The 23,554-nt window shown below is 37.9% G+C and carries 19 protein-coding genes and 1 pseudogene; 6 read left to right on the top strand and 14 right to left on the bottom strand.

The genetic code is table 11. From position 1 onward, the window contains the following. The first annotated feature begins 217 nt into the window (after positions 1-217). Positions 218-1,465 (top strand): GGDEF domain-containing protein, encoded by a 1,248-nt coding sequence (locus BN986_RS02895; protein ID WP_040978133.1) that lies wholly within the window; start codon positions 218-220, stop codon positions 1,463-1,465. 734 nt (positions 1,466-2,199) lie between these two features. Here the strand turns inward: BN986_RS02895 and BN986_RS02885 are convergent. Continuing rightward, on the bottom strand, positions 2,200-2,685 hold the full coding sequence (locus BN986_RS02885) for a GNAT family N-acetyltransferase (protein WP_040978131.1): 486 nt from the start codon (positions 2,683-2,685) through the stop codon (positions 2,200-2,202). Positions 2,686-2,844: 159 nt separating this feature from the next. Next, positions 2,845-3,912: a dual-specificity RNA methyltransferase RlmN gene (gene rlmN / locus BN986_RS02880; RefSeq protein ID WP_040978130.1), complete on the bottom strand. Its 1,068-nt coding sequence runs from the start codon at positions 3,910-3,912 to the stop codon at positions 2,845-2,847. Positions 3,913-4,128: 216 nt separating this feature from the next. On the opposite strand from rlmN, the gene BN986_RS02875 reads away from it, so the two are divergent. Beyond that, positions 4,129-5,148 carry an LLM class flavin-dependent oxidoreductase gene (locus BN986_RS02875; protein ID WP_040978128.1) on the top strand — a complete coding sequence of 340 codons (1,020 nt, stop codon included), beginning with the start codon at positions 4,129-4,131 and terminating at the stop codon, positions 5,146-5,148. 110 nt (positions 5,149-5,258) lie between these two features. Here BN986_RS02875 and BN986_RS02870 read toward each other — a convergent pair whose 3' ends face one another. From BN986_RS02870 to BN986_RS02835, 8 genes are all read right to left on the bottom strand, one after another. Further along, complete coding sequence (locus tag BN986_RS02870) at positions 5,259-6,497, bottom strand: cytochrome P450 (protein WP_040978127.1); 1,239 nt, start codon at positions 6,495-6,497, stop codon at positions 5,259-5,261. Positions 6,498-6,598: 101 nt separating this feature from the next. Continuing rightward, complete coding sequence (locus BN986_RS02865; protein WP_040978125.1) at positions 6,599-7,036, bottom strand: Na+/H+ antiporter subunit G; 438 nt, start codon at positions 7,034-7,036, stop codon at positions 6,599-6,601. Continuing rightward, on the bottom strand, positions 7,014-7,298 hold the full coding sequence (locus BN986_RS02860) for a Na(+)/H(+) antiporter subunit F1 (RefSeq protein WP_040978124.1): 285 nt from the start codon (positions 7,296-7,298) through the stop codon (positions 7,014-7,016). Before BN986_RS02860 ends, BN986_RS02865 begins: the two co-directional genes overlap by 23 nt. Beyond that, positions 7,298-7,780: a Na+/H+ antiporter subunit E gene (locus tag BN986_RS02855; RefSeq protein WP_040978122.1), complete on the bottom strand. Its 483-nt coding sequence runs from the start codon at positions 7,778-7,780 to the stop codon at positions 7,298-7,300. The genes BN986_RS02860 and BN986_RS02855 overlap by 1 nt, the downstream gene beginning before the upstream one ends. Positions 7,781-7,889: 109 nt before the next feature. After that, positions 7,890-9,371 (bottom strand): Na+/H+ antiporter subunit D, encoded by a 1,482-nt coding sequence (locus BN986_RS02850; RefSeq protein WP_040978121.1) that lies wholly within the window; start codon positions 9,369-9,371, stop codon positions 7,890-7,892. After that, positions 9,364-9,696, bottom strand: a complete 333-nt coding sequence (locus BN986_RS02845) for a Na(+)/H(+) antiporter subunit C (RefSeq protein ID WP_040978120.1) — start codon at positions 9,694-9,696, stop codon at positions 9,364-9,366. Before BN986_RS02845 ends, BN986_RS02850 begins: the two co-directional genes overlap by 8 nt. 2 nt (positions 9,697-9,698) lie before the next feature. Beyond that, a complete protein-coding gene (locus BN986_RS02840; RefSeq protein WP_040978118.1) occupies positions 9,699-10,121 on the bottom strand; it encodes a Na(+)/H(+) antiporter subunit B in 423 nt (140 codons plus the stop codon). Next, entirely contained in the window at positions 10,108-12,522 is a 2,415-nt protein-coding gene (locus tag BN986_RS02835) for a Na+/H+ antiporter subunit A (RefSeq protein WP_040978117.1), read from the bottom strand. The genes BN986_RS02840 and BN986_RS02835 overlap by 14 nt, the downstream gene beginning before the upstream one ends. 1,419 nt (positions 12,523-13,941) lie before the next feature. On the opposite strand from BN986_RS02835, the gene BN986_RS02830 reads away from it, so the two are divergent. Further along, positions 13,942-14,634 carry a universal stress protein gene (locus BN986_RS02830; RefSeq protein WP_040978116.1) on the top strand — a complete coding sequence of 231 codons (693 nt, stop codon included), beginning with the start codon at positions 13,942-13,944 and terminating at the stop codon, positions 14,632-14,634. A gap of 240 nt (positions 14,635-14,874) precedes the next feature. On the opposite strand, the gene BN986_RS02825 is transcribed toward BN986_RS02830, so the two are convergent. Next, on the bottom strand, positions 14,875-15,672 hold the full coding sequence (locus tag BN986_RS02825; RefSeq protein ID WP_040978115.1) for a carbon-nitrogen family hydrolase: 798 nt from the start codon (positions 15,670-15,672) through the stop codon (positions 14,875-14,877). Between the two features lie 236 nt (positions 15,673-15,908). Here BN986_RS02825 and BN986_RS02820 point away from each other — a divergent pair, with 236 nt between their 5' ends. Together BN986_RS02820 and BN986_RS02815 are read left to right on the top strand one after the other, a co-directional pair. Next, a complete protein-coding gene (locus BN986_RS02820; protein WP_040978113.1) occupies positions 15,909-16,538 on the top strand; it encodes an NUDIX hydrolase in 630 nt (209 codons plus the stop codon). Positions 16,539-16,576: 38 nt separating this feature from the next. Beyond that, the gene (locus tag BN986_RS02815; RefSeq protein WP_148417058.1) at positions 16,577-16,768 is read left to right on the top strand and encodes a hypothetical protein; all 192 of its coding nucleotides are present in this window, start codon (positions 16,577-16,579) and stop codon (positions 16,766-16,768) included. 195 nt (positions 16,769-16,963) lie between these two features. On the opposite strand, the gene BN986_RS02810 is transcribed toward BN986_RS02815, so the two are convergent. Beyond that, entirely contained in the window at positions 16,964-18,832 is a 1,869-nt protein-coding gene (locus BN986_RS02810) for an ATP-dependent DNA helicase (RefSeq protein ID WP_052400598.1), read from the bottom strand. 371 nt (positions 18,833-19,203) lie between these two features. Then, positions 19,204-20,546, bottom strand: a pseudogene (gene glpT / locus BN986_RS02805) (glycerol-3-phosphate transporter). A 982-nt stretch (positions 20,547-21,528) separates the two neighbouring features. Between glpT and BN986_RS02800 the strand changes: the two are divergent. Continuing rightward, positions 21,529-22,590: an NAD(P)/FAD-dependent oxidoreductase gene (locus BN986_RS02800; protein ID WP_040978111.1), complete on the top strand. Its 1,062-nt coding sequence runs from the start codon at positions 21,529-21,531 to the stop codon at positions 22,588-22,590. A 68-nt stretch (positions 22,591-22,658) separates the two neighbouring features. Here BN986_RS02800 and BN986_RS02795 read toward each other — a convergent pair whose 3' ends face one another. Then, complete coding sequence (locus BN986_RS02795; protein WP_040978109.1) at positions 22,659-23,525, bottom strand: Cof-type HAD-IIB family hydrolase; 867 nt, start codon at positions 23,523-23,525, stop codon at positions 22,659-22,661. Positions 23,526-23,554: the final 29 nt, after the last annotated feature.

Raw genomic sequence — 23,554 nt, 5'->3', positions numbered from 1 at the left:
ATATAAATATTAATGACTTATAATTTGCTAATATTTGTATACTGTTTCTTATTAAAAATAGAATAAATGTATTTATATCCCTTTACATCCATAAGAACGCTCAGCTATGTAGTTGTTTATCATATTATTAGGTATAATAAGCTAAGTCTTATTTACCTAAATTATTTACACGATAAGAATCAAGTTCCTATTTCTCGACATGGAGGAGTTTTTTCCTATGATCCGATTATATCTGCGCTTCGTAATCCTATCGATTTTTATCATAGCTGCAGCGTTAGCCATCCATTACGGTACACTACTTATTGATGTAAAAGACTATATTGTTATCTTATTAATGTACGTACTCTTTTCTATCCTGTTTGTTCATTTAAGAACACTCGTTAAGACCGGAACAATGAATATCGATTACAGTATTTCTTACAGCTTTTCCTTTGTATTGCTAACAGGACCATTAGGTCTATTTCTATTTGAAATAGTTAATCGCTTTTATGTTTTCTTTCATCGGAAAATCACTAATACAGCGGATGAGGATGAGTTATTACATACATTTTATAATATCGGCGCCCCTACCCTCTTCCATTCAATAGGATTCTTTTGTTTTCAATTTATATATCCTATGGTTTTAGAATTACCGTTTGCATTCTGGTTATTGGTTTTCTTCCTGATTATTTTCATGGATATTATTTCTTCTTGTTTTTTATTATTCATTATGCTGATCACTAAAAATATTCATTCTAAGAAAGAAGCATTCGAATTTATAACCGGGCGGAGTATACTCGATTTGCTTAAAACTACACTTACTAACGGTCTTCTTTTTACTTTTATATCTACCGGTGAATGGGAAGCTGTCATTGCTATCTTTTTACTAAGTTATATTGTGGGGCGGGCAGGCATTTTTCACACAAAATTACTTCTGCAGAAACAAGAGAGTGAACGCTTTAAAAAAATGGCTTATACGGATTTTCTAACAAACATTCATAATCGAACCTATATGAATAAAGTGATTCAGGAGTTAAATGAGAAGGAAGAAGAGCTTGCATTAATTATCGGTGATATCGATTCATTTAAATCGATTAATGATACGTTTAATCATGTTATTGGGGATAGTGTACTTCAACAATTTGCTAAACTCTTACAAGATAACATTGCCCCTTGTGATTATGTATTCCGTACCGGCGGAGAGGAATTTACGATGATTCTTAGAAATAAAACATATGAAGAATGCTTGTTTTTTTTGAATAACTTAAAAGAGATTATTTTGGATACTCCAGTCCTCACTGAATTCCGTGCTAAAGAGGTAAGCATCCCTTATACAGCTTCATTTGGAATGTATTATACCCACAACGACTACCGAGGGGATCTGAAAAATGCGTATATACAAGCTGATGAATTGTTACTGCAAGCAAAACATAGTGGTAAAAACAAAATTATTGCATTCAACAGCACACTAAATAAAAATGGCTAATCATTTCGGTTTTATACTAACTCAACTTTCGCACCTAAGAAAAAGTATATATATCTTGCTATTTCAGGATTGTCATGTTCTTCATTACTATACTTGCTTTTGGGTACATATCCGGCCATTTTGGAATTAGTAATTGTGTATAGCTCCGCTCCGGCCAACCATTCCGCTGTGGCAGGATCCTACAGCGAATAAAAGAAATAACATTTTGATGTGTTTGACGAAAAAGCAGCTTTCGCCTGAACAACCAATCGTGACAACATGGATAGTTAACATCGGGAATAGCTTTTATGCACAAAAAGAAATCATTGCTGAACATTTTTACCATGCACTACAAAAAATCTCTTCTGTCTGATCTTTTTTTTGTTCAGCTATTCTACATATAGAGCACCTAACTAGCGGAGGTGGACCGTTTTGACTCCTGAGGGATCAGCACCATCTGAAGATCCACTTTTGCCAAGCGCTCTTCTTGGCAAAAGTTAGCTGAAGAGCGTGCCCCTAGGAAAGCAAAACGGTCCGCCGCAGCGGTATTTTACACTTCACCTTCTCTTCTTTGTCAAAGGAGTTATCAAAGGAGCAATCAATTTCTCTTTCTACAGGAGTAAAGTTACTCTTTTAAGGTAAGGAAGTTGAGATACAAACTTCAATAAAAAACTGCGGATTTACACTAAAGTGTTTACATTCGCAGTTTTTTATTGTATCCGCATAGCAGCCGGTGTTTATTCTTTTCTAATTTACTACAAATCTTTGATATACCAACGATCCATAGCGGTATGTTCGCTTCCTTTTAATGGTTTTTCCAGTAATTGAAATCCATATTTCTCATACAAATAACTTGCTGCTTCCAATTCATGTCTTGTTTCTAAATAACATTGCTTAAAATGCGCAGAAGCATAGTTTAGAGCTGTTTTCATTAATTCCCTGGATAAACCCTTACCTTGAACTCTAGAAGCTAAATAGAGCTTCTGTAGCTCACAAATAGACTCCTTCTCATTATATATGCCTATTCCAATACCGCCAACTACTTCTCCATCCAGCTCCATCACCCAATATTTATCCTTTGGCCGATCATGATAATAGGAACTAAGCGCTGCAAGTTGTGGATCTGTATAGGCCGTCCCCTCATGGTCTAAATGATGGTTTTCTAAAGAACGCTTGATAATAGCTTCTATTGCTTTATCATCTTTTGCTTCAATTTCTCTAATTACAACAGGTTTATTCAAGCCATTCCCTCCTCCCCTGTTACCCTATATCATAATCTTATGTCTGAGTACCTGAGGAACTCAGACAAAATTTTATTAAATCTGCCGTTTTTCTCTAATATAAAAAGATATAAAGAAAAAAGCCAACCCAATTTTGAGTAAGCCTCTTCTCTTAATATCTTAAACCGCTTTTGTCTTTTTAATTTGCTTACTGCGTAATTGCCCGCAAGCAGCGTCAATATCTGCACCATTTTCCCAGCGCACGCCGCATTGAATGCCTTCTGCCTTTAATGTTTCATAAAAAGCCTGGATATTTTCTGAGCTGCTGCGCTGATACGCAATATGCTCGTCTACTGTATTATAAGGGATCAAATTCACATAAGCTAAATGCCGGTGATTCCGAATTAAATTAGCCAGTTCAACTGCTTCCTTCTTGTGATCATTGACATCATGCAGCATGATATATTCATACGTAATGCGACGATTCTTTTTCTCTAAATAATAATCTACTGCCTTCATTAGTTTTTCAATCGGGAAGGCACGGTTAATTTTCATAATTTGTGTACGTAATTCATTATTTGGAGCATGTAAAGAAATAGCCAGATTCACTTGGATTGGATCATCCGCAAATTCATACATTTTATGCGCTAATCCGCTTGTTGAAACAGTGATATGACGGGCACCGATGTTTAAACCGCCATCATCATTAACAATGTATAAGAAATCCATTAGGTTTTTATAGTTATCTAAAGGCTCTCCAATTCCCATCACAACAATATGACTGACACGGTCTTCTTCCCCACGGTCATCTAAATGTTTTTGTACATTCATAATTTGCTCGACAATTTCTCCACTACTTAGATCACGGCTTTTACGGAGTAGTCCACTTGCACAAAAAGAACATCCAATATTACATCCTACCTGCGTTGTAACACAGACAGATAATCCATAATTAAAACGCATCAGAACGGTCTCAATAACATTGCCATCTGCCAGTTTAAATAAAAATTTGATTGTACCGTCTTTTGATTCTTGGCGAATTTCCTCCCCCATTGTATGGAGAACAAAGTTTTCCTTCAAAAGATCTATCGTTGTCTGATTGACATTATTCATATCTTCAAAGCGATTAATCCGCTTTTTATATAACCAATTCCATACTTGTTCAGCACGAAAACGTTTTTCACCATGTTCCATTAACCACGACTGTAGTTGTTCATATGTTAATCCGTAGATAGATGAATTGCTCATCAAAATACCCTCATTTCCATTTTTTCTACTTTCCCTATATTACTCGATTCCGGCCAGGTTAGCAAATAGTTTTCACAAGAGATGACGGCTCTACTTCAAGTGATTCATGATGGCTCCGATCGTGCAAAATAAAACACTCTTTTGAAGTCACAAGTTAAAACATTGGACGCTGCTGCAAGAAACCTTTATCATTTGCATTAAGTAAGGAGGGATTTAATGGATACTCATTCATATAAAAAATTTCAAAATATACCTTTATCTGTTCTTGATCTTGCACCAATTATTGAAGAAGGAGACGCTACCCAAGCATTCCAAGAAAGTGTCCGTTTAGCTCAGCACGTTGAAAAACTGGGATTCTATCGCTATTGGTTTGCAGAACATCATAATATGAAAGGAATCTCCAGCTCAGCTACCTCTTTATTAATCGGTCATATTGCTGGACATACCAATTCTATGCGTGTTGGTTCAGGCGGGATCATGTTGCCAAATCATGCCAGCTTAGTCATTGCAGAACAATTTGGTACATTGGAGTCTCTTTATCCAGGTCGTATAGACTTAGGTTTAGGTCGTGCACCAGGAAGCGATCAAGCGACAGCCTTTGCTTTGCGTCGCACACTGCATGCCGGACCGGAAGAATTTCCAATGCAAGTCAATGAATTACAAGATTATTTTTCATCTAATCCTGTTTCTCGTGTAAAAGCAGTACCTGGACAAGGCTTGGATATCCCGATTTGGTTACTTGGTTCCAGTGACTTCAGCGCTCGATTAGCAGCTGAAAAAGGTTTACCATTTTCTTTTGCCAGCCATTTTGCACCTGCATATACAGTACCTGCACTCAATCTTTATCGTGACCGTTTCCAGCCATCTGAAGCACTCGATAAACCGTATGCAATGGTTGCTGTCAATGTTATTGCAGCAGATACAGATGAAGAAGCTGCTTACTTGGCGACCTCCCATCAGATGCAATTTCTAAATCTGCGAAGAGGAAAAGAGTCTAAACTGCAGCCACCTGTTGAGAACATGGATACAATCTGGTCTCCAGCAGAAAAAGCAGCAGTCCAAGAGTCTTTAAGTCCAAAAACAACCATTATCGGTAATAAAGAAACAGTCCGTAAAGGGTTAGAAGCATTTCGTAAAGAAACGGATGCGGATGAAATTATGATCACATCACAAATTTATGATGTTAAGGCACGCCTTTACTCCTACTCTATTGTGGGCGAATTAATGAATGAATAAACAATTTACTCAGACCTCATGAAAAAGATTTTATTTCTTTTTCATGAGGTTCATATATTTACAGAAGTATCCTCTATGTTAATTCCTTCCAATAAATTGTTCTCCTTTCTTTAAATATCCTTTACAAAATCCTCGTGATAAAATTCTAAGCGAATATCGTTTTGGGGCCTTGCAGGGACTTCACTGCCATGGCAATTTAATGCCTGATCAGGTACGATCCAATCCGTCCTTAAAAGATACGATAAGCTTAACTTCATTAACTGTACCGTTACACTATCTTTGTCTGAATCAGATTCGTTAGATAGCTCTGTTCCTATATGAGATAGCTTGCCTAAAAATCGATCCGGCCGGAACACTTCAGGTTCAGACCATACGTCAGGGTGATAATTCGTTCCACGTATATCAAATAAAACAAGCTGATTCTTCGGAAAAAACATATCTCTCCAGAAAAATTGCTGTTTTGTCTTTGCTGCCACAAAAGAAATGATCGAATAATAACGAATAACCTCATGAATAAAGCAATGAACATATTCCTGATCATCTTGAAGTCTTTCTTTTAGTTCCGGATTCTCAATAAGTGCTAACTGACTGAAAACAACCCATCTGCTTGAAGCGACAAACGAACGGATAAGTGTTAATAATTCATGAACGACTTCTTTATTCGATAAAATGTGACCTGATTTATCTTCATACCAAGATAGCTTATACAGGATTTTCTCTTCATCAATATGGATCCTGCCAGCTCTCAACTGACGAACGAGAAATATGAGCCACTTCTCGATACGTTTTTTTGCCTGGTGCCGTTTCCAACGATTTAATCCATACTTTGAAAATAATTGAACAAACTCTTGAATATCTGTAGTACGCTGCTTAAGATTATTTGCACGAATAGGAATTCCCAGCCAGTTACAAACAGCAATGACCCACATTTCTTCCATTTCTGCAACGAAGTGAATAGACGGATTAATTTTCCATGCCTCGATTCTTTCTTCCCAACGCTGCCTGATAATCGACTCCAATTCTTTACGCTGTTCGGCCGTCAAAACTTGCGGAAACCATTCTTTTTCATAATAATAATCAATATCAGCTAAATAACATATTCCATTTTCTTCGGTTAACAAATTTGGGGAAAGCTCTGTTATACTTTTTTCAGGCTCCAGCATGGTGCTGTTCTTTATTAATTCCAGCGCTTCCTTGCCACGTGTCATGATTAATTTCCGCCCAAATATCCGGGATTGAATAACATCTTCATCGTATGCATTCATTCGTTTTGAGAAATAAAAATAACCTTCTCTCAAAAAGTCTATTGTATGGTCCATTCCTTTATCTTGTACGATTGGTTTCACCATTTTTTAACCCCCTATGTACTCTTTTAAAGTACCCTGTAAAGCCTTCTTAAAAACCTGTCTTTAGCTTTACCGTATTCTTAAATATATAAACAAAGAGCACCCTAATTCGAATGCTCTTTGTCCGACCCTTTCTCTTCTTCTATAATTACCTCGCCCGATTCACTACGCTCTTTTTCTGCTTCTTCCCTTACCTGGTCCATCACGCCTTTCAATTCATCCTCTATTGTCGTATCTGCCATTTTTACATTTGCCCGATAAGCCGCACGTGCAATCAAATGTCCGGCCACCGGAGCAGTGAGGAATACAAAGGCAATTCCAAGCAGCAGTCTGACACTATAAAAGCCCTGATTAGCCGCAAAGTAAATGAATGCTCCGACAAGGGTTAATAAAACAGCAAGCGTAGAACTTTTCGTACCTGCATGGGATCGTGTGAAAACATCCGGCAGACGAATGATTCCAATCGCACTGATTAATGCCATAATTGATCCGGCCAGCATAAATAAAGCAGCAATAAATTCAATCGTCGCGTCGATATTCAATAATGACCCCCCTCTCAATATATTTCGAGAAGGCAATCGTACTGATAAATGCCAAGATAGCTAAAATCAAAATAACTTCTAAAAATGCTGTTGTCGTCAGCATAACAGATATAATAGCTATGGAAGACACGAGTGTCACACCAACCATATCTAAAGCAACAATCCGATCAGGTAAACTGGGGCCAATAATAATCCGAAAAACACTGATACAAATGGATATTCCATAAAGCGTCAGAGCAACTGTCAGCATTCCTTGAATCATCAGCGTGTCACCTCCATAATTGCCCTTTCAAAGGTATCAATTGACTTTAACAAAATATCTTTTGATTCTTCCACATCCATTGCATGAATGTAAAACGCATCTCCATCATCTGTCACTTCAATAACAACAGAGCCGGGAGTCAGTGTTAATAATAATGCTAAAGTCGTGATTTCCCAATCTCCCTGCAAGACTGTTTCATATTTAAACAGCCCCGGCTTAATGGAAAGCTTTGGTTTTAAAATTTGTCCAAGAACGAGCTTGGAAGACATAATAAGCTCTCTTGTAAAGATAAATATAAGTTTTATTAACGCAAAAAAGCGTGATAGATAAAATCGTTCTCCAAAAAATCGATGCATTAAAAATACTATTCCTACCCCAACGAGATAACCTGCAACGAATGTTGTAAATCGAAGTTCTGATTCATCATTAATCAGCGTCCATAATACAGCAATAAAAACATTTAATAAAAACTGTGCTGGCATTGTGCCTTCACCACCTTGTTTATTAGAAAACCTGTCTCAGAGATACACATTGGTTCTCTGAAGCTTATTCGGTAATTGCAATTTTATTATATTCATGCATCATTGTGGGTTAGTTGTCTCCAAGCACTGCATCAATATAGATTTGCGGGTTTAATAAGGTTTCTGCTGCATCTTGAATATAAACAGACATCGGTTCTGCTCCTATCCCTAAAGCTATCGTCCCCAGAGCTAATATACAAGTTGCAACAACCCAGCCTTTCTTTACTGGTGCTTCTTCGTCTTTACTAATAATTGTTTCCCCCCAAAAGCTGGTAAGGAAAATACGCATCAAGGAGTATAGAACAAAAATACTTGAAATAAATGCAAGAGCTAATAAAATATACGCTCCACCTTCTACAGCTCCCTCACCTATGAGTACTTTACCAATAAAACCGCTTAGTGGCGGTATTCCAGCTAAAGACAATGTTGTCAGAAAGAATAGCCAGCCTAACAGCGGATGGTTCTTAATCAGTCCGCTAATTTCATCCATTTTTGTTTGTCCAGTTACTGCAATCATTGTACCTACAAGTAGAAACAATAATGCTTTTATAATAATATCATGAATCAAGTAATAAATAGATCCTTCTATAGCGGATGGTGTTGCTACAGCTAAACCGACTAAAATAAAACCGACTGCAATGACTACATTGTAAGAAGCGACTAATCTGAGATCTTTATAAGCGACTGCTCCAATACTGCCACCAATTAAAGTCAATCCTGCTAAAATTCCAATTAACGTATGCGTAATCTGTGGTTCATGATAGAAAACCAAGGTAAACATACGGAACATCGCGTAAATTCCAACTTTCGTCAGCAACGCTCCAAACATAGCTGCAACAGGAGTGATTGGAACGGAATACGACCCCGGCAGCCAGAAGTATAAAAACAGACCTGCTTTTAATGCAAATACCGTTAAGAAAACGACACTGACAACCGTTAATGTCGATGTTTGTCCATTTGCAGCAACACGTTCTGCAATATGCGCCAAGTTTAATGTCCCGACAGATCCATACAGGTAGGCAATAGCTACAAGGAAAATCCAAGAAGAGACAACATTAACAATCACATATTTTATCGACTCGCGAAGTTGTCGTTTCTTCCCGCCAAGGACGATTAACACGTAAGAGGAAAGAAGCATGATTTCAAAGCAGACAAACAGGTTAAAGATATCTCCTGTCAGGAAAGACCCATTTACCCCTGCAATCAGGAGCAGCACAAAGGTATAATAAAAGTTCTTTTCAAAAGACGGTTCCACGGAAGAAAAAGAATAGATGACACACACGGCAGCAACAATATTTGCTGTCAATACAAGCAGCATAGAAAAGCTATCCGCAACAAATAAAATTCCAAACGGAGGCTCCCATCCACCAAAATCCAGCCGTAAGATGCCATTTTCCTGGATCAAGTGCAGCACATATATACTAATGCCAATGTTCGCAACGAACACAAGTAAGGAAAGCACTCTCTGCACTTTCACATATGAACTTAAAAATATTAAGATAATCCCCATTAAGACGGGCAGCGCCATAGGCATAACAATTAAATTACTCATCCGGGTTCCCCCTTAACTCATCTAATTTATCAGTTCCAATCTCTTGATATGTTCGATAAGCAAGAACGAGAGAGACCGCAGTTACCGCAAAACCGATAACGATAGAAGTTAAAATTAATGCCTGCGGAAGCGGATCGACCGGATTCCCTTCACCCACAATAGGTACTGTTCCAGTCTTTAGTTCTGCGAGTACCATAATAACCAAATGGGCTGCGTGAGTTAAGATCGCAGTCCCAATAATAACGCGAATTAAACTTTTAGACAGCAAGAGATACGTTGCTACTGTAACTAATACACCTGCCAGGATGGTTACTAACGTTTCCATAATTACTCATCCTCACTAATACTTAATAAGATTGTTACGACAACACCTACAACGGCGAGAGCAACGCCCGCTTCAAAAACCGTCACCGTTGTCAGTTCTATTTCCCCAAAAAAGGGTATATCAAAATAATCAAAGGCTTGTGTTAAAAAGTTCGCCCCAAATACTAACGCTCCAAATCCAGTACCCACAGATAAAAATGCTCCAAAAGCAGCTACCAATTTAAAATCAATGGGCAGACCTTTTTGGATGGTTTCAATATCATAAACAATAAATAGTAATACGAGAGCAGATGCAAGAACCAATCCGCCGCTGAATCCGCCGCCCGGGCTATTATGGCCGGCGAAAAACAAATATATTGCAAGTGTCAAAATGATAAAGAAAACCAGCTTGGCCACTGTACGGAGGATGACATTATTTATCTTCAATCTGATCACTCTCCTTCTTGGCCTTCACCCGAATCATGGTGTATATACCAATCCCTGCAATTAAGAGGACGACTACCTCTAACATCGTATCCAAGGCACGGAAATCGCCTAAGATGGCATTTACTATATTGTTACCTCCTGCAAGTTCGTAAGAATTCTCGAAAAACCCAGAGACCGTATCAAACGCCTTGCTCCCTTGAACACTTAAAGCTACCACAGTGAATACAACACCTACACCTATAGAAATAAACAAGTTAATGCTTTTTGTTTTCCTGGATGTATTTTCTTTTTCTAACTCAGGCAGGAAATAATAAGCTACCAGGAATAAAACAGTAGTTACTGCTTCAATCACCGTTTGTGTTAATGCCAGATCCGGAGCTCGTAACAAGACAAACAAAATTGCGATACCGAAGCCTAAAATACTATTCAACACAATTGCTGTCAGCCTGGACTGTGCAAATAAAATTGTGATCCCGGTTGCAATCATAGCCAGTACAATAAGCCATTCAAAACCGGAAATCGTTGCGTTTTCAGGCAGTGTAACCTGGTACGCTTCTGTGAAAATAAAAATGCCGCCGACAGCCAAAATAAAGAAAGCAAAAATATACACCATATAATCATGCAGATAGCGTGTCATATATTTATTTGTAATAACCGTTGATTTATCTTCAATCTGGTCTAATATAAAGCCATAAAATACATTAATCGACCTTTTTTCCGGAAACAGGTTATAGATACCTGACCAGTATTTTCTTGTGAAAAATAATAAAACACCAAATAAAACGACACCAATGGTCATAAATAACTCTGGCTCAAAGCCATGCCAGGCCTGAATGTGGGTGCTAAGATCCGCACCTTCCGCAGCAAAAGAAGGGAAAATCCCGCTCATAGCAGGCGTAATTAAATAATCGCCGACTACATTTGGTATGAAGAACAATGTAATAACAAGCAAACCTAATATAATCGGTGAAATAAGCATGCCCGGTTTTGGTTCATGTGCCGGATGCTCCAATTTTTCTTCTTTATATGGGCCAAGGAATGTTTTTACAACAAATATTGTTGAATAAACAAATGTGAAAACACTTGCTATCCAAGCAATAACCGGAATAGCAATTCCCCACGTTCCTAAACCAAAGAAACTTGCTTCTGTAATATCTAAAGTAGATATAAAGAACATCTCTTTACTTAGAAAGCCATTAAATGGTGGTAATCCTGCCATAGACATACTGCCGATTGTTGCAATAGTGAAGGTCACTGGCATCAGTGTAATTAGTCCGCCTAAGCGGCGAATATCCCGAGTACCTACACTATGGTCCACAACACCGACAATCATAAACAAAGCACCTTTAAACGTAGAGTGGTTCACTAAATGGAATAAGGCTGCAAAGGTTGCCCCTGTGTATACCATCGATTCACTTGGGAACCCCAGATGAAGGGCTGCAGATCCCATTCCAAACATACTCATAATCATTCCAAGCTGGCTAATGGTAGAATAAGCCAGCAACGCTTTCAGATCAGTTTGACGGACAGCATTAAAGGAACCCCAGAAAAGCGTAAATATCCCGACGCCAGTGACGGCCCAGAACCAGACTGCTTCTCCTCCAAAGACAGGTGTAAACCGGGCTACCAGGTAAATACCTGCCTTTACCATCGTTGCTGAGTGCAGATAAGCACTAACCGGCGTTGGTGCTTCCATTGCGTCTGGAAGCCAGATATGAAATGGAAACTGTGCTGATTTTGTAAAAGCTCCAAGTAATACAAGCAGCATGGCTGGTATAAATAAAGCATGCCCGCTAATCATACTCACATTATCAATTACTTCACGTATACTCCATGTATCTGCCATCGCACCGATCATGATAAAACCAACCAGCATAGAGATACCGCCAGAAACCGTAATAATTAACGACTTCTTAGCACCCTCTCTGGAACGTTTTCTCTGATACCAGAATGCGATTAACAAGAAGGAAGAAATACTTGTTAATTCCCAGAAAACATATAAAACAAGCATGTTGTCTGACATAACAACACCTAACATTGCTCCCATAAAAAGCATCAGGTATGTATAGAACGTACCTATTGGTTCCTTGGATGAAAGATAGTAAATGGAATAAAGAATAACAAGTGCTCCCACCCCAGAAATTAACAAAGCAAATGTCAGACTAAGTCCATCCAAATAAGCTGTTATATCTATTCCGTAGCTTGGAATCCAACTCATTGTCTGCACAATAGCTTCACCACTGGAAATAGTCGGAATAAGCGAAGCAAGATAAATAAATAAACTTGTTGGTACCAAGATAACAAACCATCCAACATGAATGTTTTTCAAATATTTATATAAAATGGGGATAATTGCAGCAGCTAAAAATGGGATAAAAATAGCCAGTACTAAAGTGGACAAACGAGAACCTCCTATCATTTCATTGTTTTCTTATGCGTTTGTATTCAAAAAGTCCGATAAACAGGGATTGGCCGGCCAGGAATGCAGCGCCTTGGGACTGCGCCGTTCCACCAAAAATCCCGGCAACTCAATTCTCACAAGTTGTGAGGACTTCTATGTTGCCCGCACGGCGTGACCATCCTGAGCAAGAGGCCCTTTTCCTACCGCGTCATTTCATTGGATTTTTTGAATATGCTCTATGAAGTGATTATGCTAAAAAATTCGCACATATTTTATTCAGGTAAGTATGTTATTTACTAACTACCCATACCCATTATGACAAATGAAGAAACAAACATTACAAATACAATGGTTATTTTGTCCATTAAATGCTAATCTAATAATAAATACTGGAAAACATATTATTTACAAAAGCATATATAAGAGGAAGTTAAAATAACAATCTCTTCATCACAACAACGTATGTACAAAGATGGCCTTCACATATAGCGTTACTGAATGGAATAAAAGGCAGTAAAGTGGTTGAACCAATATAATTTAAAAAAGATAAACCCAATTTGATAAAAAGAAACATCTATATTAGAGGATTTTTCTTCGCCTCTTTGAATCGTAGCTGAGTTAATCAGGATATTCAGCGTCCGTTTTCCCTTCCATACAACTATTACCCCCTCGTTTGAATAAGAGGAGATGATGGACGCCTAATACTGTGATAAAACGTGGTAAAATAATAAGCCTTTCTGGTAGTAAAAAAATAAAGGCATTATGAGGTGTTAAAAGGTTGTTCAAAAAGTCTGACAAAACAACACGAAACTGTATCGCTTGTCTACTGAGTATTTTATAAATCTTATTGGAACACACACTAAAACATGAAGTTTTCATAATCACACATGAATATTATACAAGAATTTATCTTTGTTTGCATGTATGACGGTTGCAATAGTTTTATAAAATTTCATTTCGAAGTATAGAATAACACCTAAAGCAATGTTCTTCAGTAGAATGATGAAGCGCAGCCTTAGCAAAAATTGTTGCAGCGGTTTTCTGCGTCAAATTAGATCTAGTCTGATAATAATAGGTGTTGAAAAAAGCTAAGATTTTTAATTCTTCTTAGCAAGTGAGAATTATATAATGATATTTACTTGCAAGTTCTAAGAAATACTTGTATAAAGGACTTTACAGCAAAAAATCTTTATCAAATAAATAATTTTCGTCTAGTACTATACGAAACTAGAAATACATGTTAAAATGATACGGTTTAAAGGATATGACTATCTTTAAAAACCAATTATGATAAGGGTTAATCCTTCATACAACAGGTTAAATTAAAAATAAAACAATTCGGTTAGCATTCGGATAAATATAGATGTTTTAAAACCAAATAAAAAGTAAATGACTATAAGAGAAAGGTGCGTAGAAACGATGAAAAAAATTAGAGGTCGTATGGATGAAAGTATTTTAGTATGTGTTTATTATGGTCCTAATGGTGAACGCCTTATCCGCCGCGGTCATAAATTAGCACAAATGATGGATTGCCCGTTATATGTTTTAACAGTAGATGCCCTTCCTTATGATGAATTTGATGCAGATAAATCAGGTTTTGTAGAGCATTGGAAGGAACTGTGCGAGGAGTTAGATGTTGAAGAGTTTATTATACGTGATAAGGAGAAACGCTCTGTAAAAGCAATTAAAGACGTAGCACATACGTACAATATTACACAGATTATTATTGGCCAGAGTGCACAAAATCGCTGGGAAGAGATTACAAAAGGGTCTTTTGTTAACGTGCTGCTTCGGGAGATTTCATTTATCGACCTTCACATCGTTTCGGTGGATCGTACACTGAAAAGCACGGATGATACCATTTACGAAAAAGGCGTACGTGCATTTATCCAAGAAGACAGCGAAGTCCCTGGACAATATCGGTTGAAATTCACTCGTTCCAAGCATAACTTATATGAGGGGATTTTCTACAAGGAAATTGGAACGGATTTTAATAATGGTGTTTTTAAATTTATTAACCACAAAGGAAAAACATCTCAAGTTCATATTACAGAAAATGTTTGTACTGGCGAATTAAAAGAGCCGCCAAACATAACGAAATCACTTCATTAGAAAGTCTATTGATTCGCCCGTCTTTTTCTAACAAAAGGGTATGCTGACTTCGACGTTCTCACAAGTCTCACAAGGTCGAGGGAAATTAAGACGAAGTTCCTTTAACTCTATAGTCTTTCCTATACTTCTTATCGTTAAAAAGACTCCTTGCGAAAGTGTCTACCTCCTTGAAATTCAGCATTGAAAAGCTGAATTTCAAAACGTAACACGAGCAATGGAGTCTTTTTATGTTTTATTTCTTTATTTCCAACCCTGATACATTTCCGGCACCCTGCTTTTAAATACAGGGACTTCTTTGCGTATGCGTTCGACATTTGAAATGTCAACTGCCTCTATCAATGTTTCTTCTTGCTCTTCTGATCCCTCTTTAATGATTGTCCCCCATGGATCAACAACTAATGAAGCACCACAAAATTTAACTCCATCATAAGAACCTATCCGGTTACTGGATATGACATAACATTGATTTTCAATTGCTCGTGCTAGCTGAAGCGCCTTCCAATGATCCTTACGCGCTGATGGCCATTCTGCTACAATATAAATTACTTCTGCTCCAGCAAGAGCTAATTCTCTGGCTAATTCAGGAAAACGAAGATCATAACAAATAAGCAGCCCCATTTTAATACCATCTAATTCAAATACATGCGCGTGCTTTTCCCCTCCCGTTAAATATTTCGGCTCATTTAACATAGGGACCAGATGAATTTTATCATACGTATAAATCTCTTCTCCCTTGTTATTAACAACGAGTGCTGTATTATAGATTCCATCACCTGCTTTATTAGCAAATGAACCACCAATAATATGCACCTGATGCGTTTTTGCCAATTCTTTCAAAAAGCTTCTTGTAGGCTCTCCGTTTGAATCAGCAATTTCATCTAATTGATCTAATGTGTATGCTGTCGTCCACATTTCCGGGAGAACAACAATATCAGGTTTTTCCTCCTTAACTTGTTTTTCCAGCCATTCTTTAACGCGTTTACGATTGTTTTCTGGATCACCAGGAATGATATCCATTTGGTAAATAGCATGTTTCATTTCCTGCGCCCCCTTCTCTTGTTTACTCTTATTCTATCAATAGCCATACCTTTTACATTATCATCTTATCTATTAGAATAAGTGTCAACCCTAACACATAATCTAAAACAGGCTTTTCCTCAGTGGAAGTTTGACAGAGGTCTATTCATGATAGCCCCTAGCCGATATACATGACATTAAACCAAAAGCATACTAGAATGGAATTTAGGAAGAATCATTGAGAGGGAGGACACGGTATGCAGATAGAAAACATTCTAAACGAATTAAAGGATCGTACTCCAGCATTAATGGGGCATAAACACTTTAAACGATCTTCTGTTTTAATTCCTTTAATTGAAGTAGCTGGCGAGTCACATATACTTTTCGAGGTCCGTTCCAAAAATTTACGAACTCAACCTGGAGATGTTTGTTTCCCCGGCGGTCGTGTAGATCAAAAAGATAAGCACCCTACCGATACAGCAATCCGGGAAACTACTGAAGAGCTTGGAATTTCAGAGGAGGATGTTTCTGAAATTATTCCACTAGATTATATAGTGAACGACTTAGGAAGAATTATTTACCCTTTCATCGGAAAACTCAAGACTGTAGAAAGTATTAAGCCCAATCCTGACGAAGTGGATCATATTTTTACTGTCCCGCTTTCTTTCTTTTTAGAAAATACCCCCAAAAAATATAAAGTGCATCTCGAAATAAAGCCTGAAGATAATTTCCCTTACCATCTGATTGTCGGAGGGGAAGACTATGAATGGCATATTAGAACGATGGAGGAGCTTTTTTATCAATATGATAATAAAACCATTTGGGGACTAACTGCGAAGATTCTGACTCACTTTATTAGCTTGATTGATACTAAAAAGGACCATTAACACGAGAGCAGCTTATGAAAAGCCCTTTTAAAGCACATGTGCAAAAGCAGATCATGGTTTTTGGCGGGGTATTTCCATTGGAAAAGAAACGTTATTTTATTGGTTTTGACGTTCTTCACAAGGACGAGGGAAGCTTAGTCAAAGTTTCTTTGCTTTTTTTCCTGTCATGGAACAAAAGCGCAGAGCGCCTGTTTAAAAACGTAGAGATTGGAGCGGCGCAACTGAGATAAAGGAAACACGGTGAGGTGACGAACCGATGTTGACTTATCGTAGGGCGCGACGTGAAATCTCCTAGTTTTTGGCGCTCGGAGCTGGACGTGGCTGTTTTACTATAAATAGTTATCCACAAGGCAATAATTCTATAATTTCCTATGCAATAAAAAAAGCTCTATTCAGCTATAAATCGCTGAATAGAGCTTTTAACCTTAAGCTTTTTTCCAAATATGAACGGTTCCTTTATCATGCTCTGTACGGATCAAACGGCCGATACCCTGTTTTAAACGAAGCTGCATATAAGGCAGATCAACGTCATCATATGCGTTTGTTGCATGTTTACGTTTCGCTTTAAAAACAGGGTCGTCTGGAGGATAAGGGAGAGAAGCGATGATGACTTGCGTCAGTGCCTCTCCAGGTACATCCAACCCTTCCCATAAATGATACGCACAAAGTACAGAGGACTTATTAAACTGAAATGCACGTACAATTTCACTGATTTCTTTATCCCCTTCAAATAAGAAATCAAAAGACCATTTTTGTCCTTCTATCCATTGTCGGAATCCCTGCATTTCTTCCTCAGAGCGGAATAAAATCAGACTGTGCCCTTCATTATCCTCGAGTTGTCTGGCAATCCCCTGGTATTTTTCTGTTTCATCCGTGTACCCATATTCTTTTATTGTACGAACTTCTTCATAATCAAATGGCGATTCAACAGAAAAAGAGTCATACGCATCTACGCCCAAACTCTTTGCAATATAAGAAAAATCTCCATCTTGCGAGAGGGTTGCCGACGAGAAAATAAATGGAATATTTTTTTGAAATACCTCTTCCCGAAGCACATCCTCAACCAGCCTCGGCATGATGACCAGACTGCTTTCATCCCCGTCTTCCTCTAACCAGTAAACTCCTTCATCATTCTTTAAGAAAATCGATAATCCATAGGTGAAAAATTCCAGGTACTCTTCAATGATTTTTGTATGGTATGCATCCATGGTAAATAGCTCCACATCAAAAACAAGCTGTTCTAACAGCTCTTGGACCATTTTCTCTAACTGTACTGCCATTTTCCTCATTTTCGTATCTGCCGGAATTTCAAGCCGATTGGATCCTTCTACACGCACAGCTATTTCTGAAATATAATCAAACCAGTCATCATGGAGCGCCATAATATCTTCGGCTAACTGCAGCGATTCTTCCCGCACATCCTGCCCCTGATAACCTGTTAAGACATTGGTGATATTCTGATAGTTGAAGCGGTAGGTCAACCCTTTTTGGGCCGAAAACTCTAATAAATGTCCTTCATCAAAAACAACAGCACTTGCTTCCGGGAGCAATGGCAGCTGACCTTCTCTTATTCGTGATTCCTTCGTCCAGACATGCTCCATATAAAAATCATGGGAACAGATGATCAAATCTTTTGCATGACGATAGTAATCACGATGTAACGTCTGGGCACTGCGATGCCTGAAATCACATGTCGCACATTGCTTCAGTGGATCCCAGCCAATTTGTTCCCATTGCTTATCCGAAAGCCATGGATAGTCTTTCCGGTCCCCATAAGGATAAAAAGACTGCATTGAGATACCCTGGTCAAACACAAAATCTGGAACAGAATCATATACATCCAGAATTTCCTCATCCTCTGTATATTCAGACAACGGGTCTAATTTCTTCATACACAGGTAGTTTTCACGTGCTTTTGCCAAACGAACATCCACCTCTAAGCCAAGTGCTTTTTCAAGCTTATCAATATCTCCACCCTCTTTGACCAGCTGTTCAATTAATGTTTCATCCGCACAAGAAATAATAACAGGTTTTCTCTGATAACGGGCATAACAAATAGCATATAAGAGATAAACAATCGTTTTTCCCGTTCCGACACCTGCTTCTGCAAATATTGTTTTTTTATTTTTAAAAGCCTGTTCCAGCTGAAACGCCATATAAATTTGTTCATCGCGCATCTCAAAGCCCTGTTCCGGTAAAATATCATAAAAAACATCGCCGATATAATCTCCTAAGCGATCAAAAAAATGCTCATTTTTTGCTACAGTAAATGGGATTGATTTCATTCCTGTCATAGACAACTCCTTTTTCTATCATACATCTATTAAAACACGATTTGTTGAACTTATTGTATAAAAAGCACTCTTAATCGTACCATTATTTCTAAAACTCTCGCAACCTATTCATTTTTTAAGTATTTTCTGATACTTGGCACCTAAACATTGTTACTACATTGAAGCCCTTCTGCACTAAAATTTCATGCTTTTCAACGTATAAAAAGGCAACAACATCTCAAAAACTAATCAAGATATTGCCACCTTTTCTATAAAGTGAAGCTTTCAACAATGGAAAGGACGTCTTCCTTTTTCTCCCACAAGAAAGCGCATTGTCTCGTCCTATTAAAACAATTACTACATATTAACCTATCAAAATAATTTTCTAATTTTTAATGCTTTACAACCTCTTGCCCGCGTACATTCCAAGTTAATGCAAAAACAAACATTGCCAAGACGCAGGAAGAAATTAGTAATATAAAGCTTCCTCCCCAGCCAAAGTGATCAATAACATAACCCATAATAATATTAGCTGTTACTGCACCGCCGAGGTATCCAAATAATCCTGTTAAACCTGCTGCAGTTCCAGCTGCTTTTTTAGGCACTAAGTCAAGTGCTTGTAAACCAATTAACATCACTGGACCATAGATTAAAAATCCGATAGCAATTAATGCTGCATTATCGATCATTGGATTTCCAGCCGGGTTTAACCAGTAAACGACCAGAGCAATTAATACCCCAAACATAAAGACAACACCAGCCGGTCCACGACGACCTTTAAATAATTTATCGGAAATCCAACCACATAGTAATGTACCAGGGATTCCAGCCCATTCATATAAGAAATAAGCGACACTTGACTGATTCATTTCAAAACCTTTCGATTCATTTAAATATGTCGGCGCCCAATCAAGCACTCCATAACGAACAAAATAAACAAATATATTAGCAAATGCAATGGTCCATACCCATTTGTTATTTAAAACATATTTGAATTAAATTTCCTTTGTAGTCAATTCGGTTTCCAGAGTTTTCTTATTATTGCTTGGAAAATCATTACGGTATTCTTCAATTGGTGGAAGTCCCTCTGATTGCGGCGTATCACGTATTAACATATACGCAACCACAGCAAGAGCCAACGCAACAAGTCCAGGAAGAATAAATACGCCTTCATAGCCTACAAAGTAGCTTCCGGCAAAATAGTCATCCCTAAGGTTGCAATGGGAGCCATTAATCCTCCGCCGACATTATGCGCAACATTCCATATAGATATCTTGGTACCGCGCTCACTTACACTAAACCAATGAACGAGTGTACGTCCGAACGGAGGCCATCCCATACCTTGAAACCACCCTAACAGAAACATCATAACAAACATAATAGCAATTGAAGATGTAAAGAATGGAACAAACCCCATTAATAAACTGACAACAGCAGACAATACCAGACCACTGGTTAAAAAGATACGTGGATTACTCCTATCTGAAACCGTTCCCATAATAAACTTACTAATTCCATACGCTAGAGATACAGCAGATAATGCAACCCCGAGTTCCCCTTTTGAATACCCCTCTTCAATTAAACCAGGCATTGCTAAGGAAAAGTTCTTACGAAGCAAATAATATGCTGCGTAACCTATAAATATTCCCATAAAAACTTGAAAACGAAGTCTTTTGTAATGAGAATCAATTTGATCTTCAGGCAGCCTCTCTTTTGCAGGAGCCGACTTAAACATCTTTAACAAAATAATTTCCTCCTTCTTATACTTCTTACTCTCTGAGTTGAACTTAATCAGTATACACCTTGCTTACAATAAATTGAAAATAAACCCAAAATTTCAAATTTTTATCAACTATCAAAAAATAAAACGGACTTATTTCTCTTAGATTAAAGCAATTCTGTTTACAAAGTATTACTTAAAATATTCTCGTTCTAAAATAAAACTTCCTTTCTTGAAGTGGAGTCTTATAAAACGAAACTTCACTCAGTGGGAGTTTTTCGACGCACAACTCTTTACGATGGGACGAGTAATCGCAGTCCCAGTCCCAGCCAGTTACACCATGATAAATAAATTGATTTTTTTGAATAAATTATCCATTTATCATTTTGCAAACTACTGTCTCAATCTTGATGACATCGCCTTCATAATTTGTTACGCTAGTATCTGGTAGAGAGAATATCTCAAAGAAACAAATATGAATAGCGCCATTATCGTGAAGGGGTTGTCTATCGAAAACAGGTAAGTTCTGCTCATTGTTACTAAACTAAAGGGAGCACCTCCTTTTAAGAAGGTAATATTAGCTTTTAACGAAGGTGTATCCTGTCTTTCTTTTACCTTGAGCCGATATTGACATTCACCACTGCCCTTCTATTAGCTTCAAAGCTTGGCGCCCAAAATTAAACATGTTTATTTCTGAATAAAAATGAATGCATGCTAAAATTTATTATGGAGAATCTCCCGTAAAAACTCCCGCCTCCAAATAAAGAGAGAGAATAAATTTATTTAGGCAGGAGGTTAGGTGAGCTAACTCCTTGAATTACTCAGGCTAATTCAGTGGCAGAAAAGCAGCAGACTAAGTATGCGACGCTCTAGGGCCTGGGCTGGTATTGGGGCTTTGGTTACTCGACCCATCGTAAAACGTTGTGCGTCGGAAACTTCCACTGAATAAAGTTTCATTTTATATTTACTTCATTAATCAAATAAGGGGTTGTAAACAATGAAGAGAGTTGTCCTTGTTGGAGGTGGATACGGCGGTATAAAGACGCTACTTGGCCTTCTCAGTCAAACATTATCCAATGATATACATATAACAGTTATTGATCGTAATCCTTTTCGTTCCTTAAAAACGGAGTTCTATGCGATTGCAGCTGGAACTTCAGCTGATCATGATGTTCGTGTTGATTTTCCTGAAGATTCCCGTGTGAAATATATTTTTCGGGAAATCACAAAAATTGATGTAGAAAACAAACAAATTATTATTCAAGATGAAGATTCCATTGTTCCTTATGATTATTTAGTTATTGGATTAGGCTGTGAGGATAATTATCATGGAATTCCAGGGGCTGAAGAATACACTGAAAGCGTTCAAACCTTTGCAAAAGCCCGAAAAGCAGGCGTCGCAGTAGGCAATTTAAAAGCTTATGGAAAAGTATCTGTTATTGGCGCTGGATTAAGTGGTGTTGAGGTTGCTTCTGAAATTCGTGAAAGCAGACCCGATTTAAATATCCGCTTACTGGACCGGGGCAACACTGTACTAAGAACGCTCGATAGCAAAATCCAAGATTATGTAGCAAAATGGTTAATAGAAAATAATGTAGATGTGGTACATAATTCAACGGTAGAATATGTAGAACAGGATGGGGTATGCAATAACGGCGTATGCTATTTAAATGATGTAACGATCTGGACAGCGGGTGTACAGCCTAATTGGCTGGTGCGTGCACTTCCATACAACAAAGATAACCACGGTAAAATAGTTGTTAATGATTTTTACCAGGTACCTGAAGATTCATCAGTATATGTTTTAGGAGATTGTGCATCCAGTGAATATTCACCAAGTGCACAGCTTGCCGGACTGCAAGGCGAACAAATTGCAGACATTCTGCTCTCTGTCTTAAATGATAAACAGCCGAAGCAGCCAAAACCTTTAAAATTAAAAGGAACCTTGGGCTCTCTAGGAAAATCAGATGGTTTTGGAAATATGGCTAAAAAGCCAATGACAGGATTACTACCAAGACTCGCAAAATCAGGCGTATTATGGTTAAGCAAACGCCATTAAATATAATATACGTTTTCATATTGAATTAATAAATAAAATCCCCGAACTGCTCCGTCCGGGGATTTTATTTATTTATCTAATTCATCAAGCATTTCTTCAATTGCTTTTGCTACACCATTTTGATCATTCGTGGTCGTTTCATACTGACACAGATTCTTAATTTGATCTGCGGCATTTCCCATTGCTACACCGCGTCCTGCCATTTCCAGCATGCTCGCATCATTCCAGTTATCGCCCATCGTCATAACCTCTTCCATAGACCAGCCTTCGTTCTCAATATATTTTTGAATCGCTAAGCCTTTTTGCGCTTTGGGATGATTAAATTCCAGATTTGTTTCTCCAGACGATGTAATCACGGCTCCTGTTTCATCACGAAGTTTTTTCTTCGCGTCTTCCAATTGACTTTCTTCAAAAGCAAAGGTAAGAATTTTATAGATTTCTATATCTTCATCTTGCAACGCTGTCTGCAGATGCTCTACAAAAGAAACTTCTTCTAATTGAAACCGCTGCTCAACGATATCACGCATTTCATGGTCGGATATTTCCGGGTTAGATGCACGCATTATATCTACAAGCACGTCTAAAAAGTGATCTCGACTTTCAGAAAAGACACCTTTATTTGTAAATAACTCCACATACATCCCAAGTTTGCTGCATTCATCAGCGATACGGGAAGCAACCTGCTTGTCCATTGGAATACTATTTATTATTTTTGCATTCTCTTGATAGGTTACTGCCCCATTTAAACTGATCACTGGACAGGTAATTCCTGCAGCTTGAAGTGGAATATTTGCAGCCTGATAAGACCTTCCAGTTGCTACAATAAATTCAATCCCTTGATTGATTGCTTTTTTCACTGCTTGTGCATTTGCCTCACTTATTTCACCGTTTTCATTAAGTAACGTTCCATCCATATCTGATGCAATTAATTTCATTATACCTTACCGCCTTTTCTATAAAATAA

The organism is Oceanobacillus jeddahensis (genome assembly GCF_000750635.1).
Lineage (GTDB): Bacteria > Bacillota > Bacilli > Bacillales > Amphibacillaceae > Oceanobacillus > Oceanobacillus jeddahense.
Note: the sequence above shows the minus strand (reverse complement) of the source record. Positions and strands in the feature narration are given on the sequence as shown.